This is a genomic window from Pseudomonas sp. TZ252 (genome assembly GCF_056110345.1).
Window position 1 is genome coordinate 3,318,285 of sequence record NZ_CM148566.1, and the last position, 15,502, is coordinate 3,333,786.

General features: G+C 69.1%; 14 protein-coding genes and 1 pseudogene. 5 read left to right on the forward strand and 10 right to left on the reverse strand.

Going from position 1 to position 15,502, the window contains the following annotated elements:
• Positions 1-127: 127 nt before the first annotated feature.
• Positions 128-526 (forward strand): RidA family protein, encoded by a 399-nt coding sequence (locus ACYAF3_RS15360; RefSeq protein WP_003101334.1) that lies wholly within the window; start codon positions 128-130, stop codon positions 524-526.
• A 31-nt stretch (positions 527-557) separates the two neighbouring features.
• Here ACYAF3_RS15360 and xth read toward each other — a convergent pair.
• From xth to ACYAF3_RS15375, 3 genes and pseudogenes are all read right to left on the reverse strand, one after another.
• Positions 558-1,357, reverse strand: a pseudogene (gene xth, locus ACYAF3_RS15365) (exodeoxyribonuclease III).
• Between the two features lie 22 nt (positions 1,358-1,379).
• Entirely contained in the window at positions 1,380-1,943 is a 564-nt protein-coding gene (locus tag ACYAF3_RS15370) for a type 1 glutamine amidotransferase (RefSeq protein ID WP_003118177.1), read from the reverse strand.
• Positions 1,944-2,078: 135 nt separating this feature from the next.
• Positions 2,079-3,011 (reverse strand): NAD(P)/FAD-dependent oxidoreductase, encoded by a 933-nt coding sequence (locus ACYAF3_RS15375; RefSeq protein WP_073637146.1) that lies wholly within the window; start codon positions 3,009-3,011, stop codon positions 2,079-2,081.
• 80 nt (positions 3,012-3,091) lie between these two features.
• Here ACYAF3_RS15375 and ACYAF3_RS15380 point away from each other — a divergent pair, with 80 nt between their 5' ends.
• Positions 3,092-3,520: an Rrf2 family transcriptional regulator gene (locus ACYAF3_RS15380; protein WP_003115857.1), complete on the forward strand. Its 429-nt coding sequence runs from the start codon at positions 3,092-3,094 to the stop codon at positions 3,518-3,520.
• Positions 3,521-3,584: 64 nt separating this feature from the next.
• On the opposite strand, the gene ACYAF3_RS15385 is transcribed toward ACYAF3_RS15380, so the two are convergent.
• The gene (locus ACYAF3_RS15385) at positions 3,585-5,993 is read right to left on the reverse strand and encodes a TonB-dependent siderophore receptor (protein WP_128669618.1); all 2,409 of its coding nucleotides are present in this window, start codon (positions 5,991-5,993) and stop codon (positions 3,585-3,587) included.
• A gap of 342 nt (positions 5,994-6,335) precedes the next feature.
• Between ACYAF3_RS15385 and dkgB the strand changes: the two genes are divergently transcribed.
• Positions 6,336-7,154: a 2,5-didehydrogluconate reductase DkgB gene (gene dkgB, locus ACYAF3_RS15390; protein WP_016263076.1), complete on the forward strand. Its 819-nt coding sequence runs from the start codon at positions 6,336-6,338 to the stop codon at positions 7,152-7,154.
• Positions 7,155-7,203: 49 nt separating this feature from the next.
• Here dkgB and ACYAF3_RS15395 read toward each other — a convergent pair whose 3' ends face one another.
• On the reverse strand, positions 7,204-7,662 hold the full coding sequence (locus ACYAF3_RS15395) for a GNAT family N-acetyltransferase (RefSeq protein WP_003159290.1): 459 nt from the start codon (positions 7,660-7,662) through the stop codon (positions 7,204-7,206).
• 131 nt (positions 7,663-7,793) lie between these two features.
• Here ACYAF3_RS15395 and pdxR point away from each other — a divergent pair, with 131 nt between their 5' ends.
• Positions 7,794-9,284 carry a MocR-like pyridoxine biosynthesis transcription factor PdxR gene (gene pdxR / locus ACYAF3_RS15400; protein ID WP_003101316.1) on the forward strand — a complete coding sequence of 497 codons (1,491 nt, stop codon included), beginning with the start codon at positions 7,794-7,796 and terminating at the stop codon, positions 9,282-9,284.
• Positions 9,285-9,299: 15 nt separating this feature from the next.
• Here the strand turns inward: pdxR and ACYAF3_RS15405 are convergent, their stop codons facing one another.
• Both ACYAF3_RS15405 and ACYAF3_RS15410 read right to left on the reverse strand, forming a co-directional pair.
• The gene (locus tag ACYAF3_RS15405; protein ID WP_003093540.1) at positions 9,300-9,626 is read right to left on the reverse strand and encodes a gamma-glutamylcyclotransferase family protein; all 327 of its coding nucleotides are present in this window, start codon (positions 9,624-9,626) and stop codon (positions 9,300-9,302) included.
• A gap of 61 nt (positions 9,627-9,687) precedes the next feature.
• Positions 9,688-11,397, reverse strand: a complete 1,710-nt coding sequence (locus tag ACYAF3_RS15410) for an amidase (RefSeq protein WP_003101313.1) — start codon at positions 11,395-11,397, stop codon at positions 9,688-9,690.
• Positions 11,398-11,701: 304 nt separating this feature from the next.
• Here ACYAF3_RS15410 and ACYAF3_RS15415 point away from each other — a divergent pair, with 304 nt between their 5' ends.
• Entirely contained in the window at positions 11,702-12,418 is a 717-nt protein-coding gene (locus tag ACYAF3_RS15415) for an SDR family oxidoreductase (protein WP_003101310.1), read from the forward strand.
• A gap of 9 nt (positions 12,419-12,427) precedes the next feature.
• Here the strand turns inward: ACYAF3_RS15415 and ACYAF3_RS15420 are convergent, their stop codons facing one another.
• The 3 genes from ACYAF3_RS15420 to fepB are packed head-to-tail and all read right to left on the reverse strand — an operon-like array spanning position 12,428 to position 15,414.
• The gene (locus ACYAF3_RS15420) at positions 12,428-13,459 is read right to left on the reverse strand and encodes a FecCD family ABC transporter permease (RefSeq protein ID WP_003119001.1); all 1,032 of its coding nucleotides are present in this window, start codon (positions 13,457-13,459) and stop codon (positions 12,428-12,430) included.
• Positions 13,456-14,478: a FecCD family ABC transporter permease gene (locus ACYAF3_RS15425; protein WP_003118181.1), complete on the reverse strand. Its 1,023-nt coding sequence runs from the start codon at positions 14,476-14,478 to the stop codon at positions 13,456-13,458. The genes ACYAF3_RS15420 and ACYAF3_RS15425 overlap by 4 nt, the downstream gene beginning before the upstream one ends.
• Positions 14,479-14,508: 30 nt before the next feature.
• On the reverse strand, positions 14,509-15,414 hold the full coding sequence (gene fepB / locus ACYAF3_RS15430) for a Fe2+-enterobactin ABC transporter substrate-binding protein (RefSeq protein ID WP_003093531.1): 906 nt from the start codon (positions 15,412-15,414) through the stop codon (positions 14,509-14,511).
• Positions 15,415-15,502 lie beyond the last annotated feature (88 nt).

The window sequence follows — 15,502 nt, forward strand, 5'->3', positions numbered from 1 at the left end:
TCGTCGGGGATTGTTTGGATTCTACAAACAGTCATGGCCAGGGTTGCGCGTTTATCCACGGCGCGCACGACCTTACCGTTCTTCCATCGACGATGACGGGGCCGGAGCCCCAGGATGGAGGTATCGCATGACTGTACGCGACGTGGTTTTCCCCGCCGGCCGCCAGGCCCTCTACGAGCGCAACCGCTATTCCCCGGCGGTCCGCAGCGACGGCCTGCTGTTCGTCTCCGGCCAGGTCGGCAGCCGCGACGACGGCTCTCCCGAACCCGAGCTGGAGACCCAGGTCCGCCGCGCCTTCGACAATCTGAATGCGGTGCTCGCCGCGGCCGGTTGCGGGTTCGACGATGTGCTCGACGTCACCGTGTTCATGGTCGACGCCGAGGCCAACTTCGAGCGCATCTGGAAGATCGTCCCGGAGTACTGGGGCGAGGCGCCGTACCCCACGCTGACGGCGGTGGGGGTGAACTGGCTGTATGGCTTCAGCTTCGAGATCAAGGTGGTCGCGAGGTTGCCGGAGGGGCGGTGAGAGCCGATGCGCAGTGCCGGGGCCAGCTCGGCTAGCGCCGGGGCTCTGAGGGACGCCGCAGGCTTACCCAGGCCGGCGCGTGGTCGCTGGCGTGCTCCTCGCCGCGCACCCAGCGATCCACCCCGGCGTCTTCCAGGTGGTCCGCCAGGCTGGCGCTGAGCAGCAGGTGGTCGATGCGCAGCCCGGCGTCGCGTTGCCAGTGCTGGCGGAAGTAGTCCCAGAAGGTATAGAGGCGCCGGTCGGGGAAACGCTGGCGTAGCGCGTCCACCCAGCCCTGCCGCAGGAGGCGCTCGAAGCACTCGCGGGACTCCGGCTGGAGCAGGGCGTCCTTTTTCCAGGAGCGGGTGTCGTAGATATCGAAGTCGCTGGGCACCACGTTGAAGTCGCCGGCCAGCACCACCGGATGGCCGCTCTCCATCAGCTCGGCGGCGTGTCGGATGAGGTGCTCGAACCAGGCCAGCTTGTAGTCGAACTTCGGTCCCGGCTGGGGATTGCCATTGGGCAGGTACAGGCTGGCCACCAGCAGGCCGTCGACGGCCGCTTCGAGGTAGCGGCTGTGGGATCGCTGGCGTTGCCCGGCAGGCCGCGGCGTACCTCCAGCGGCTGGCTGTCGCGGGCGAGGATGGCGACGCCGTTCCACGCCGACTGGCCCTGCCAGATCGCGCCGTATCCGGCCTTCTCCAGCGCCGCGGCGGGGAAGCGCGCGTCGGGCGTTTTCAGTTCCTGCAGGCAGACGATGTCCGGCGCTTCCCGCTCCAGCCAGGCCAGCAGCGCGGCCAGCCGGGTCTGGATGCCGTTGACGTTGAAGGTGGCGATCTTCAGGGTGTCCACCGGTCGCCTCCGCGAATGACGATCAGGCGGCCGCCTGCAGGGCTTCGCCGATGGCTTCGTTGAACGCCTGCAAGTCACCCGGGTTGCGCGAGGTGATCAGGGTCCAGCCGTTCGCCGGGCAGACTTTCACCCGCGTGTCGACCCAGTCCGCGCCGGCGTTGGTCAGGTCGATACGCACGCTGGAATAGGAGGTCAGGGTCTTGCCGCGGGCGACACCGGCGTCGATCAGCAGCCAGGGGCCGTGGCAGATGGCGGCGACCGTCTTGCCTGCGTCGCTGAATTCCCTGACCAGGCGCCGGGCCTCGCTGTCCTGGCGTAGGGTGTCGGCATTCACCGTGCCGCCGGGGACCAGCAGCAAGTCGTAGTCCTCGGCGCGCAGGCCTTGCAGCCTGGCGTCGGAATTGACGATCAGGTCCTTCTCGCTGTCGTGCACCCAGGTCTGCGCTTCGCCGCCCTCGATGGTCGCGTGGGTGACCGTGGCGCCCTGTTGCTTCAGGGTCTTCAGCGGTTCGAGCAGCTCGTCGCGCTCGATGCCGGTGTTGGCGGTGATGACCAGGACGTTCTTGCCTTGCAGCTTCGCGCTCATGGTTTTCTCCTCTGCTGGGGCGCCCGTGGCGGGCGCCGTGGCGTGACATGCAGGAGAGTGGAAAGCTGGAGCGCCGGGGAGTTCGAAAGATTTGCCGGGCGGTGGGCCGGATCCTTGGCCTGTCAGCCTCCGGCGTCAGCGGAACAGCAGCGAATGATGCGCCGCGCCACCGGTGCGCGCGCCGTCGCCCACCGCGATGGCGACGTTGCCGGCCGGCAGCGCCGCGTCGCCGCAGGCGAAGACGCCGGGAACGCTGGTTTCGCGCATGCCGTCGGTCCTGATGAACGGCCCGCTCGGGCCGTCCTCGAACTCGCAGCCGAGCAACGCCGCCAGCGGGCTGGCCATGCGCGTACGCGGCTGGGTGAACAACCCCGCGAGCGTAATCGTGCGGCCACTGGCCAGGGTCACGTCGGCGCGCGCGCCGCCCAGCGCGACCACGGCTTCGCGCTCGATCGTCACGCCGCGCCGGTCCAGCCTGGACATTTGCTCGGCATCCGGTTCGAAGACGCCGTTGAGGAAAAAGGTGGTCGCTCCCCAGTCGGGCAACATCAGGGCGTGGTGGATGGCCAGCGGCGAGGCCGCCAGTACGCCAATCGGCCCGCCGTCCAGTTCGTAGCCGTGGCAATACGGGCAATGGAACACGTGCCGTCCCCAGCGCTCGGCAAGACCGGGGATCTCCGGCAGCTCGTCGGCGACCCCGCTGGCGAGGATCAGCCGGCGCGCGGTGAAACGTTCTCCGTTGGCGGCCTTCACCACGAAACCGTCCGCCTCCTTCTTCGCCGCGACGGCGGCTTCGGACAGCCACTCGACGCTGGGATAGGCCAGCAACTGCGCGCGGGCGTCATCGGCGATGGCCGCCGGATCGCGGCCGTCCTGGCCGAGAAAGCCGTGGGAGGCCCGGGCGAAGCGGTTGCGTCGCAGTCCCGTATCCATCACCAGCACCCTGCGCCGCGCCCGCGCCAGTTGCATGCCCGCGGAGATGCCGGCGTAGCTGCCACCCACGATGATCACGTCGAAAGTCATGGCGTATCTCCCATTCGGATAGTCACGAAACAACGTAAGTTTCATGAGATGCGCTTGTCAACGCTCTCGTAACTTTTTCTGTAGCGAGACATACTCATGGTCTTTCCGTCACGAGCCCGCCGTTCATGAGAAACGACACCCGCCTCTCGCGCATGCTCCATGTGCTGATCCATATGGCCCGCCACGAAGGGCCGGCGACGTCCGAAGCCATCGGGCAGATGCTCGGCACCAACCCGGTGGTGGTGCGACGGACCATGGCGCTGCTGAAGAACGAAGGCTACGTGAGTTCGGAGAAGGGCCATCGCGGCGGTTGGCGGCTGGCCAAGCCGTTGGCGGACATCACCTTGCTGGATATCCACCAGGCGCTGGGAGCGTCCTCGATCTTCGCCATCGGCCTGTCTACCGATCATCCGGAATGCCTGGTCGAGCAGGCGGTCAACGAAGCGCTCGGCGAGGCGTTCGAGGCGGCGCAGGCGTTGCTCCTGGAGCGCCTGGGGAGCGTCACGCTGGAGCAGTTGGCGAGCGAGTTCGAGCGCCGCTATCGGCCCTGCTGAGGCGCCTCGAAGGGCCGTTCGGACACCGCCGCCGCGCCTGCGGAGGCACGCCGGCGGTCCGGGATCAGAGCGAGTACTTCACCGTGAACATCAGGTTGCGCGGCTCGCCGTAGTTGAGGTTGCCGAAGTCGATGCCGCTGTAATAGTACTTGTCGAACAGGTTGTTGAAGTTCAGCCGCGTGTCGATCCGTTCGTTGACCTTGTAGCCGAGCATGGCGTTGACCACGGTGTAGCCGCCCTGCTGGAAACCGGTGCTGCTGTCCTCGGTCTTGCTCTGGGTGGCCAGGTCGCCGCCGACGCGCCATTTGTGCAGTTCGCCGGGTAGCGTATAGCTGGTGGCGAGCTTGAACAGGTGGCGTGGCTTGGCCGCGTCGAATGGCTTGCCCTCGTTGGCCTTGTTGCTGTCGTGCTTGTACTTGGCGTCGACGTAGGTATAGCCGGCCATCATCTGCCAGTCGTCGCTCAGCGCACCGCTCAGCTCCAGGTCGACGCCCTGGCTGCGGACCTTGCCCGAAGCGCGCGAGCAATAGCGCGAGGTGGGGCTGAAGGGGCATGGCGAGGGGCCGCCGACGTCCTCGGTGGCGCGGTTTTCCTGGTCGATCTGGAACAGCGCGATCTGCGAATTGAGCGCGCCGCCGAAGTGTTCGCCCTTCAGGCCGATCTCGTAGTTCTTGCCGGTGATCGGGTCGAGCAGGCCGCCGCCGGCGTCGAAGTTGCTCTGCGGCTTGAAGATGTCGGTATAGCTGGCGTAGACCGAGTAGGTCTGGTTCAGGTCGTAGATCACCCCGGCATAGCGGGTGACGTTGCGGGTGACCTTGTAGCTGTCGGTATCGGCGTCGGCCTTGTACCAGTCCAGGCGCCCGCCGAGGATCACTTTCAGCGGGTCGGCGAGGTTCAACCGGGTGGTGAGGTAGGCGCCTTTCTGTTCCTGGTCGAGCTTCATGCCCCACAGGCTGGTGTTCAGCCTCGGCTTGAGAGTCGAGCTCGGGTCCCACTGGGTCGGGTCCATCGGCCCGGTGGGGGTGCCGTCCTTGTTGAACAGGCTGCCCCAGCCGCCGTGGCCGTCGAAGCGTTCCTGGCGATAGCTGGCGCCGACCACCAGCTCGTGCTCGCGGCCGAGCAACTGGAAGGGACCGTTGGCATAGGCGTCATAGCTGTCGTGGTCGTCGGTGTAGCTGTAGTCGCCGGGGTTCTGGGTCATGCTGGCGCAGCCGGTGGTCGAGTAGTAGCAGTCGTTGTACAGCCCGAGCATGTTGATTCGCGCCCACAGCTTGTCGGCGGCCAGCTTCATCTGCCAACCGTTGGCGAAGCGGTGGGTCAGGTCGCTGAACAGGTGGGTGGTGTCGGTATCCCAGTAGGACCAGTCGGCGCCGTAATAGGACGAGCGCTTGAGGTCCAGGTGGCGGCCGCCCAGCGGGCTGGGCAGGCCTACCCAGTTGTCGTTGCGGTTGTCGTTCTGGTTCGAGGCGCCGATGGCGAAGGTGGTGTCCGGGCTCAGGTCGGCTTCGGCGATCCCGTAGAACACGCCGCGTTCGCTGCTGACGTAGTCCTGGAAGCTGTTGCCTTTCTGGTAGGCGACCACCGCGCGGCCGCGCAGGGTTCCTTCGCTGTTCAGCGGGCCGGAAACGTCGGCCTCGCTGCGATAGCGGTCCCAGGTGCCGACGCTGCCTTGCAGGGAGGCGCGGAACTCCTGGGTCGGACGCTTGCGCACCATGTTGATCGCCGCCGCCGGGTTGCCTGCGCCCTGCATCAGTCCGGTGGCGCCGCGCACCACTTCGACGCGGTCGAACATGGCCAGGTCGGCGGCGGAAATGACGTCCTGGGTATAGGTGGAAATGCTCGTCGGCAGGCCGTCGTACATGATGTTGTCGACGTCGAAGCCGCGCGCCGCGTACTTCACCCGGGCCGGCCCGTACTGTTGCACGGTGAGGCCGGTGACGCCCTTCACCGCGTCGTTGAGGTCGCGCATGCCCTGGTCGTCCATGCGCTGGCGGGTGACCACGCTGACCGACTGAGGGGTCTCGCGGATCGACATCGCCAGCTTGGTCGAGGTGCGCATCGCCCGCGTGGTGTAGGAGCCGCTGTCTTCGGTGATGGCGGCGGTGGCCGGGTCCTGGGTGGCGACCACGCTGAGCGCGCCGAGGTCGACGCTGTCGCCGGGGGCGATGCCGGCACCTGTCGCCGCGGCCTCGACCCAGGCGTCGCCGCCCCGTACCTCCCCGCTCAGTCCGGAACCTGCGAGCAGACGCTGCAGTGCCTCGCTTGGCTCCAGCGTGCCGCGTAGGGCCGGTGCGCGCCGGTCGGCCACGGCCGCGCGGTCGAAACGGATGCGCAGGCCGCTGGCGCCCTGCAATTGCTCGAGGGATGCGGCCAGGGGCTGGGCGGGAAGGTCAAGGGCGATGGGAGCGGCCTGGGCGGCCAGGGAAAGCGAGGAGAGACCGAGCAATAACGCACTGGAAACGACGTGTTTCATCTGCAGTGTCCTGGATGGCGGCGCAGGCAGGCCGTTGGCGCGACCGGCTGCGTTTCTTGTTTATGTGGGAAACCGGCGTAGGAATTCGCGGCGGGGCAAGTGTATGTAAATGTAAAAATGGAGTAAATGATATAGATTATCGTTATCAGTAGTATTCGCAGGAATCCGATGAACTGCGTCCTGCCAGCGGCTGACGGGGATTTCCGCTGGATACCTCCCGTGAAGGCCGTCTGGATTCGTGACTCCAGCGCAAATGAATTTGCTCGATTCGGGTCTTAATCGAAGAGATGTAAGCCGCCACACTGCGCTTCATTCGAGCCATCCCGTCCACGGAGCGCAGCCATGTCGTCCACCATCCACCCCCTCCCGTCCTTCGGTCTCGGCACCTTCCGCCTTACCGGCCAGGTCGTCGTCGACTCGGTGCGCAGCGCCCTCGAACTGGGCTATCGCGCCATCGATACCGCGCAGATCTACGGCAACGAGGCGGATATCGGCCGCGCGATCGCCGAGAGCGGCGTACCGCGTTCCGAGCTGTTCCTCACCACCAAGGTCTGGGTCGACAACTACGCCCGCGAAAAGCTGCTCGCCAGCCTGCGCGAGAGTCTGGAGAAACTGCGCACCGACCGGTTGGACCTGGTCCTGATCCATTGGCCGGCACCCGGCAACGGCGTCGAGCTGGCGGAGTACATGGCGGCGCTGGCGGAAGCCAAGTCCCTGGGCCTGACCCGGCGGATCGGCGTCTCCAACTTCAACATCGAACTGACCCGCCAGGCCATCGCCGCGGTCGGTGCGGGCGAGATATCCACCAACCAGATCGAACTCAGCCCTTACTTGCAGAACCGCGCGCTGACCGCCTACCTCGAGGAGCAGGGCATCGCGGTCACCTCGTACATGACCCTGGCCTACGGCAAGGTGCTGAAGGACCCGACGCTGGCCGGGATAGCCGCCAGGCACCGGGCCACGGTCGCCCAGGTGGCGCTGGCCTGGGCGATGCAACTGGGCTACGCGGTGATTCCGTCCTCGACCTGCCGCGAGAACCTCGCCAGCAACCTGCTGGCGCGCGACCTGCGCCTGGACGCCGAGGACATGGCGCGCATCGCCGGCCTCGAGCGTAACGGCCGCGAGGTCAGTCCGCAGGGCCTGGCGCCGGCCTGGGACTGAGAACCGCGTCGAGGGTCCGCCGCGCCGAGGCTCCGGTCGCGCGGCCGGTTCAGAGCTCGATGCGGTATTCGATCACCCCCGGCTTGTCCGCCACCCAGTCGTACAGGCGCTGCGCCCTGTGGTTGCTTTCCTGGGTATGCCAGTAGAGCCGCGCGCAGCGACGTTCCTCGGCCTGCCGGCGGACGTACTCGATCAACTGCTTGCCGATCTGCTGGCCGCGCACGTCGGGCGAGACATAGAGGTCTTCCAGGTAGCAGACGTCCTGTGCCGCCCAGGTCGAGCGGTGGTAGAGGAAGTTGACGATGCCATGCAGGCGGCTACCGTCGGTGGCCACGGCGCAGTGCATCGGTTCGCCCTCGTCGAAGAAGCGCCGCCAGGTGGCCTCGGTGGCCTGTGCCGAGAGTTCGACTTCATAGAACGCCTGGTAGGCCTTCCAGTATTCGAGCCACTGCTCGAAGTCCTCGTGTGCCACGGGGCGTACCGATACCAGTGTGTGCAGGGATTGCATCCAGTGCTTCCTTCTTTGGCTTGATGGGGCGATCCGGCGGAGGCCGGGACCGAGGGTCTTGACCCGGCTGTTTTTATAGCCGCCTAATGGCTTGCCATACCCCACCAATTAGATAATCGAGGGCAGACCATTTGTTCAGGCAGTCACTGCTCGAGTCGGTCAAGGCGCGCCTCCTCCATCCACAGCTCCAGGCCCTGCCGCTGCATGCGCGAATCCAGCGCGCGATCCGCCAACTGATCCTCGACGGTGCGCTGGCGCCGGGCAATCCGTTGCCGGCCTCGCGGGCGCTGGCGCAGTCGTTGGGGGTATCCCGCGACACCGTCGAAGCGGCCTATTCGCACCTGCATGCCGAGGGCTTCATCGAGCGTCGGGTCGGCAGCGGCAGCGTGGTCGCCGCGGCTACCCGGCTGTCCCCCGGCCGGCGCGGCGCGGGCGCTCCACGACGGGGCGGCGGCGCGCCGCGACTGAGCCGGCGTGGCGAGGCGATGCAGGCTGGCGGCGGGGTTCGCGAGCAGCTCGTCCCGCGCCCCTTCGCTCCCGGCGTGCCGGAGACCCGCACCTTTCCCCTGGCGACCTGGGAGCGCCTGCAGCGCCAGGTCCTCAAGGAATACGGCGCGCGCGCCCTGACCCATGGCGACCCGCAGGGTGCCGAACCGCTGCGCCAGGCGATCGCCGACTACGTCAACCTGGAGCGTGGCGCACGGGCCACGGCCGACCGGGTACTGGTGCTGACCAGTTCGCAACAGGCGCTGGGTCTTTGCGCCAGCGTGCTGCTCGACGCCGGCGAGCGGATATTCGTCGAGGACCCGGCCTACTACGGCGCGCGCAAGGCCTTCGAGGCCGCAGGCCTGGAGTGCCTGCCGGTCCCGGTCGACGAACAGGGCCTGCGGCCCGAGCCGATCCTCGCCCAGCCGCAGGCAGCGCGGGCGCTGTGCCTGACCCCGTCGCACCATTACCCGACCGGCGTGACCCTGTCGCTGGAGCGCCGCCTGGCGCTGATCGAATGGGCGCAGCGGCAGCAGGCATGGATCATCGAGGACGACTACGACAGCGAGTTCCACTACGCCGGCCGGCCCACCGCCTGCGTGCAAGGCCTGGACGCCCACGAGCGGACGCTCTACATCGGCACGTTCACCAAGTCGCTGTTTCCCGGCCTGCGCATCGGCTACATGGTTCTGCCGCCGGCGCTGGTGGCGCCGATGACCGTCGCCCGCTCCCTGCAGGACGGGCACAACGCCTCGCTGGCGCAACTGACCCTGGCGCGCTTCATCGCCGGCGGCCATTTCGGCGCCTATGTGCGCGGCATGCGCAATCTCTACGGCGAGCGCCTGGGATTCCTCGCGGAGCGGGTGGGCAAGCGTCTGGGCGGCCTGGTCGAGCCGCGCGTGCCGGCCGGCGGGCTACAGATGCCCGGGCTGCTTTGCGCGGGAATCGACGAAACGCGCGCCATCGCGGCGGCATACCGCGCCGGTGTCGAGCTGGTCGGGCTCAGCGCCCTGCATCTCGCCGCGCCACCGCGAGCGGGTTTCCTGATGGGCTTCGCCGCCTACACCACGGACGAGCTGGAGGCGGCGGTCGGGGTCCTCGCGAAGACCCTGCGCGGTTTGCGTGCGAATCCCTAGGCCGCCGGCAAGCGCTCAGTCGCGCAGGGCGTAGACGTAGGCATCGACCTGGGCGCCGTCGGCCAGCGTTACCCGGGTCGCCACGCGCCGGTATTCGGTGCCTTCGAATTCATCCAGCGCGGGCCAGTGCTCGGCGAGGCGGTCGGAGACGAACACATGGCCGTGGATTTCCTCGCCGTCGGCGTCGATCGCCAGGCCCGGAAAGCCCATCCCGGCACCCCAGCCCTTTTCCAGCAGGCGACCGCGGAGGCTGGCCGCCTGCCATTGCCCGCCGATCTTCTGCATCAGGTGTTCGTTGGGACGGCCGGGGCCGAGGCTGCCGTAGACGAAGAGTCGCTGCATCGATAACTCCCTTGAACGGAACAGCGTGGGCGCAAGACGCGAAGCCTTCCGCCCGCGCCTTTCACTTGCTTGCCAGCGGTGGAGTACGCGGCGGCACGATACGCCGCGAGCCGGTCGACTCGAAGGCCGCGGCGAAGCGCAGCAGCGCCGAGTCGTCGTAGGCGCGGCCGGCGAAGGTCAGGCCCACCGGCATGCCGATGTCGGCCATCACCCCCATCGGTACGGTGACCGTCGGCACGCCGAGGTGGCGGATGGCGAGGTTGCCGTTGGCGACCCAGACACCGTTGCTCCAGGCGATGTCGGCCGAGGCCGGGTTGACGTCGGCGTCCGCCGGGCCGACGTCGGCGACGGTGGGGAAGAGCACGGCGTCCAGGCGCAGGCGTCGCATCCACTCCTCGAGGTCGATCCGCCGGGTTTCCTCGAGGCCGCGCAGGCCATCGGGGAGGGTCGCGATCCGGTCCCAGGGCTTGATGCCGCGCTCGGCCATCCGCACGTATTCGTCCATGCCGGCGGCCAGGTCGCCCTCGCGGTTGGGCAGGGTGCCGGGGTCGTGGGGGAAGATCTGCGGGCCGTCGACATCCGCCAGGCGGTTCAGCTTCGGATCGCCATTGGCGCGCAGGAAGTCGTCGAAGCCCCAGGCCGAGAGTTCCCACAGCTCGTCGTGGAGGAATTCCTTCGACACCAGGCCGCGGTTGAACACGGTGGGCGCGCCGGGTCGGTCGCCTTCGCAGTTCGACACCAGCGGGAAGTCCACCTCGATCACTTCGGCGCCGGCGGCTTCCAGGGCCTTGCGCGCCTGTTCCCAGAGGGCGATGACCGAGGGCCGGGTATGGATGCGCTGGCCGGTCGGGCCGCCGATCCCGGGGGACTCGCTGGTGCCCGCATCGGGGTCGGCGTTGATGAACATGCGCGGCACGCCGAAGCGCTTGCCGGCCAGGGCCTCGGCGCCTGCGGCCAGGGCCGGGTAGCTCGCCGGGCGTACCTCGGAGGCCTTGGGGATCGGCACCCAGGGCTGCATGCGCCAGAGGTCGCCGCGAGTATCGGGATCGTCGGCGACCACTACGTCGAGGATTTCCAGCAGGTCGGCCATGCTCCGCGCATAGGGCACCACCACGTCCATGGTCGGCGTCAGCGGCCAGTTGCCGCGCACCGAGATCACCCCGCGCGAAGGGGTGTAGGCGCACAGGCCGTTGTTCGACGCCGGGCCGCGCCCGCTCGACCAGGTTTCCTCGGCCAGGCCGAAGGCGGCGAAGCTGGCCGCGGTGGCGGTGCCGGCGCCATTGGAGGACCCCGAGGCGAAGGGCGCGGTGAGGTAGGCGGCATTGTACGGGCTCTCCGCGCGGCCGTAGACGCCGCGCTGCATGCCGCCGTTGGCCATGGGCGGCATGTTGGTCTTGCCCAGGCAGATCGCCCCGGCGGCGCGCAGGCGCTCGACGGTGAAGGCATCGCGCTGGGCCACCAGGTCCTTGAACGCCGGGCTGCCGGAAGCCGCGGTGAGGCCCTTGACCAGGTAGCTGTCCTTGGCGGTGTAGGGAATGCCGTCCAGCGGACCGAGGGGCTCGCCACGCGCCCGGCGGGCGTCGGAGGCCTGCGCTTCGGCCAGCGCATCGGGATTGCGCACCACCACCGCGTTCAGCGCGGTGGGCGTGCCGGGTGCATCGTAGGCGTCGATCCGCGCCAGGTAGGCCTGGACCAGTTCGACCGCCGTGGTACGACCGGACTCGAGCGCGTCACGCAGCTCGGCGATGGAAACCTCGGTGACCTCGATCATGCTGTCACCGCCTGGCGAATGGAGACGGGGAGACCGTTAGCGACGCTCATCATCGTTCCTCTTGTTCTCTGCTTGCTGCGACGGGGGCCGCGAGGCGGCCGGGTCGATACAGGGGATGCAGTGTACATCCTGGCCGGCGCTCGCGGCTTCCCTGGCGGGGCGCGGCAACGGCCTCGCAGGTCCTGGCCAGTGTCTGGGGTTGCCGCCGAAGCGCGGCGTCGGAGAAAGTCCGCGGGCTGTCGCCGGCCGCCGGCGAGGCGTAAGGTGCGGCGTCGGGGGGACCATTTCACACAGGGGAATCGTCATGACGAATCATCGTACCGCGCTGGTCACCGGCGCCACCCGTGGCATCGGCCTGGCCCTGGCCAGGCGCTTGGCGGCCTCCGGCTGGAGTGTAGTGGGCATCGCCCGCCATGCGAGCGACGACTTTCCTGGACGTCTGCTGTGCTGCGACCTGGCCGATCCTGCGCAAACCGCCGAGACGCTGCGCGGATTGCTCTCGGAAAGCGCCGTGGATGCCTTGGTCAACAACGCCGGGATCGCCTTGCCGCAAAGCCTGGAGAACCTCGACCTGGCCGCTCTGCAACAGGTCTTCGACCTCAACGTGCGGGTCGCCGTGCAGCTTGCCCAGGCCTGCCTGCCGGGGCTCAAGCGTTCGCCGGCGGGCCGCATCGTCAACCTGTGCAGCCGGGCGATCCACGGCGCCCGCGAACGCACCGCCTACGCCGCGGCGAAGAGCGCGCTGGTCGGGGTGACTCGCACCTGGGCGCTGGAGCTGGCGCCGCTGGGCATCACGGTCAACGCGGTGGCGCCCGGGCCGATCGAGACCGAGCTGTTCCGCCAGACCCGCCCGGTCGGCGGCGAGGAGGAACGGCGGATTCTCTCGACCATCCCCATGCAGCGGCTCGGGCGGCCGGACGAAGTGGCCGCGCTGATCGAGTTCCTGCTCAGCGAGGGCGCTTCGTTCGTCACCGGCCAGGTGATCGGTGTCGACGGCGGCGGCAGCCTGGGCGGTCGTTGAGGCCGGGGCTCAGATCCGGCGGCTGCGCAGCAGTAGCCAGAGCAGGTAGAAACCGCCGAGCAGGCCGGTCATCAGGCCGATCGGCAGGTTGGCGACGTATGCCAGGCGCTGGCCGAGCAGGTCGGCGGCCAGCAGCAGGACCGCGCCCATCAATGCGCCGGACAGCAACGGCACCCCGGCCGAGCGGGTCAGGCGCCGGGCCAGTTGCGGGCCGGCCAGGGCGATGAAGGCGATGGGGCCGGCCGCGGCGGTGGCGATGGCGGTCATGCCGACGGCGACCAGGACCATCTGCAAGCGCACGCGCTCCACCGCCACGCCGAGCTGGGCGGCGCTGGCATCGCCCAGCTCCAGCACTTCCAGGCGACGACCGTGGTACAGCGCCAGCGGCACGCTGGCGAGCAGGCCCAGCGCTGCCGGGACGACGTGCGACCAGGTCCGGGTGTTCAGCGAGCCGGCCAGCCAGAGCTGGGCATACATCGCCTGGTCGAGGTTGCCGGTGACCAGCAGCAGGCTGTTCAGGCCCGACAGGCTGGCGCCGACACCGATGCCCACCAGCACCAGGCGGTAGCCGCCGGCGGTGGCGCCCCGGCGCGCCAGCAGCACCACCGCCAGCGCCGTGCAGAGGCCGGCGGCCAGCGCCGCCAGCGAGGTGGCCAGCGGGCCGGCATCGAACAGGATGATCTGCACGATGGCGCCGCTGGCGGCGCCGGTGGTGAAACCGATGACGTCGGGCGAGCCCAGCGGATTGCGCGAGATCGACTGGAAGATCGCCCCGGCCATGCCCAGCGCGGCGCCGACCAGGCAGGCGGTGAGCACCCGTGGCAGGCGTACGCGCTGGACGATGCGCTGGGCGGTGGGGTCCTGGCCCTGGCCGAGCAGGCTGGCGAACACCTCTGCCGGGCCCAGCGCCAGGCTGCCGGTCCCCAGCAGCGCCGCCGCCAGCGCCAGTCCGACCCCCGCGAGGACCAGGCAGGCCAGCGCCGCCCGTGGCCGCCAACGCAGCGACAGGGAGCCCAGGCGCAGGGCGTGGAGACCGTTCACAGGCGGCTCAGGCGGAAGCGCCTGACCAGGACGATGAAGGCCGGTCCGCCGAGCAGCAAAGCGACGATTCCGGCGGCGATCTCCGCCGGCGCCGCCAGCAGCCGCCCGAGGATGTCGGCGCCGAGCAGCAGGCCGGCGGCGATCAGCGCCGAGAAAGGCAGGATCCAGCGCTGGTCCGGTCCGGCCAGCAGTCGCGCGAGGTGCGGGGCGACCAGGCCGACGAAGGCGATCGGCCCGGCCAGGGCGGTCGCCGCGCCGGCCAGCAGCATCACCGCCAGGCAGGCGAGCAGCCAGGTCAGGCGCAGGTCGACGCCGAGCGCCCGGCCGATCTCCTGGCCCAGGGCCAGGGCATTGAGCCTGGCGGCGAGGGCGAAGGCGGCGGCCAGCCCGGCGCCGATGGCCAGGCCCGGCCATCCGAGCAGGGCGAAGCCGCTGCCGGAAAGCGAGCCGGCGGCCCAGTGGCGGAAGCGGTCGAAGACTTCCGGCGGGGCGTTCAGCACGATGATACCGGTCAGCGAGGCGAGCATCACTGACAAGCCGGCACCCGCCAGCACCAGGCGCACCGGGTTGGTGCCGGTCTCGCGGGCCTGGCCGAGAAGGAATACGGCGATGCCGGCCAGGCCGGCGCCGAGGAAGGCGCAACCGAGGTACTGGCCCATGCTCGCCAGGTCGAACAGCGCGACCCCGACGATCACCGCCAGCGCCGCGCCGGCGTTGATCCCCAGCAGGCCGGGTTCGGCCAGCGGATTGCGCGTCAGCGCCTGCATCAGCGCGCCGGCCACTCCCAGCGCCGCGCCGGCCAGCAGCGCCACCAGGGTGCGTGGCAGGCGCAGTTCGCGTACCACCAGGTGGCGATCATCGTGCGGATCGACGGCTTGCAGGGCGTCCAGGGTGACCGCCAGGGGCACCGGCCGCGAGCCCAGCGCCAGGCTGGCCAGGGCCGCCAGCGCGAGCAGCAGCGCGCCGGCGAGCAGGCCCCAGGCGCGCAGGCGCCGGCGGCGCATCGGGGACGCCTGCATGAGCGGACTTCCGGCGAACGGGCGCATGGCTCAGCGGAAATGGCGGGCGACGTTGTCGATCATCTGCCGTCCCGAGTAGTAGTCGATGCGGAAGGAACTGGGGCCCAGGGCGTACACGCGCTTTTCGCGGACCGCCGACAGGTTGGCCAGCACCGGGTCGGCGAGGAACGCCTGCACGTCGTCGTCGCTGGCGCCGAGCAGGAACACGCTGTCGCCGGCGATGGCGGCGGGCAGGTTTTCCCGCGAGATGAACTGGAAGTCCGAGGCGCGCGTCACCTTGCCTGCCAGCGCCTCCGGCAGTTCCGCCACCTGGAAGCCGAGGGCCTCGAGCAGGCGTGCCTGGGGGCTGGCCTGGCGGCCGATGGAATAGCTGCCGGCGATGTTGTAGCCGACCACGCTGACCGGGCCCTGCGGCGGCGCGATGGCCGCGGCGACTTCGGCGGTGTAGGCGTCGAAGCGCTGGATGGCGGCCTGCGCCTGGCGTTCCAGGCCGGTGTGCCGGCCCAGCTCGGTAGCCAGTTCCTGCCAGCTGTGTTTCGAGTAGTCGACCACCAGCGTCGGTACGCCCTGCGCCTCCAGCTCCGCACGGTATGGCGCGGCGCTGTCGGCGCCGGTGGCGGAGGCGACCAGCAGGTCCGGATCCTGGGCGATCACCGCTTCGATGTCGAAGCGCAGGTTGCGGTAGAGCACCTCGACGCCACGTTGGTCGGCGACCTTCGCCCATTGCGAGAAGAAGCCCTTGGCGTCGGTCAGGCGACTTGGCGTGGTGGCGGCGCTGGCCACCAGCGGTGCGTCCATCGCCAGCAGGATGCCGGTGACGCTCGGGGTGGTGGAGACGATCCGCGCCGGCTTCGGCTCCCCGGCCGCGGCGAGGGTGGCGAACAGGCTCAGGGCGAGGGCGAGTAACGGCAGGGCGGAGCGGCGGCGGGTCGGCATGAAGGCTGTTTTCGCTGTAGGGGAAGCCGGGCGGACGGATTCATATGATAATGCTTCTCATGCAGTCTATTCCATAATGTAGAATCGA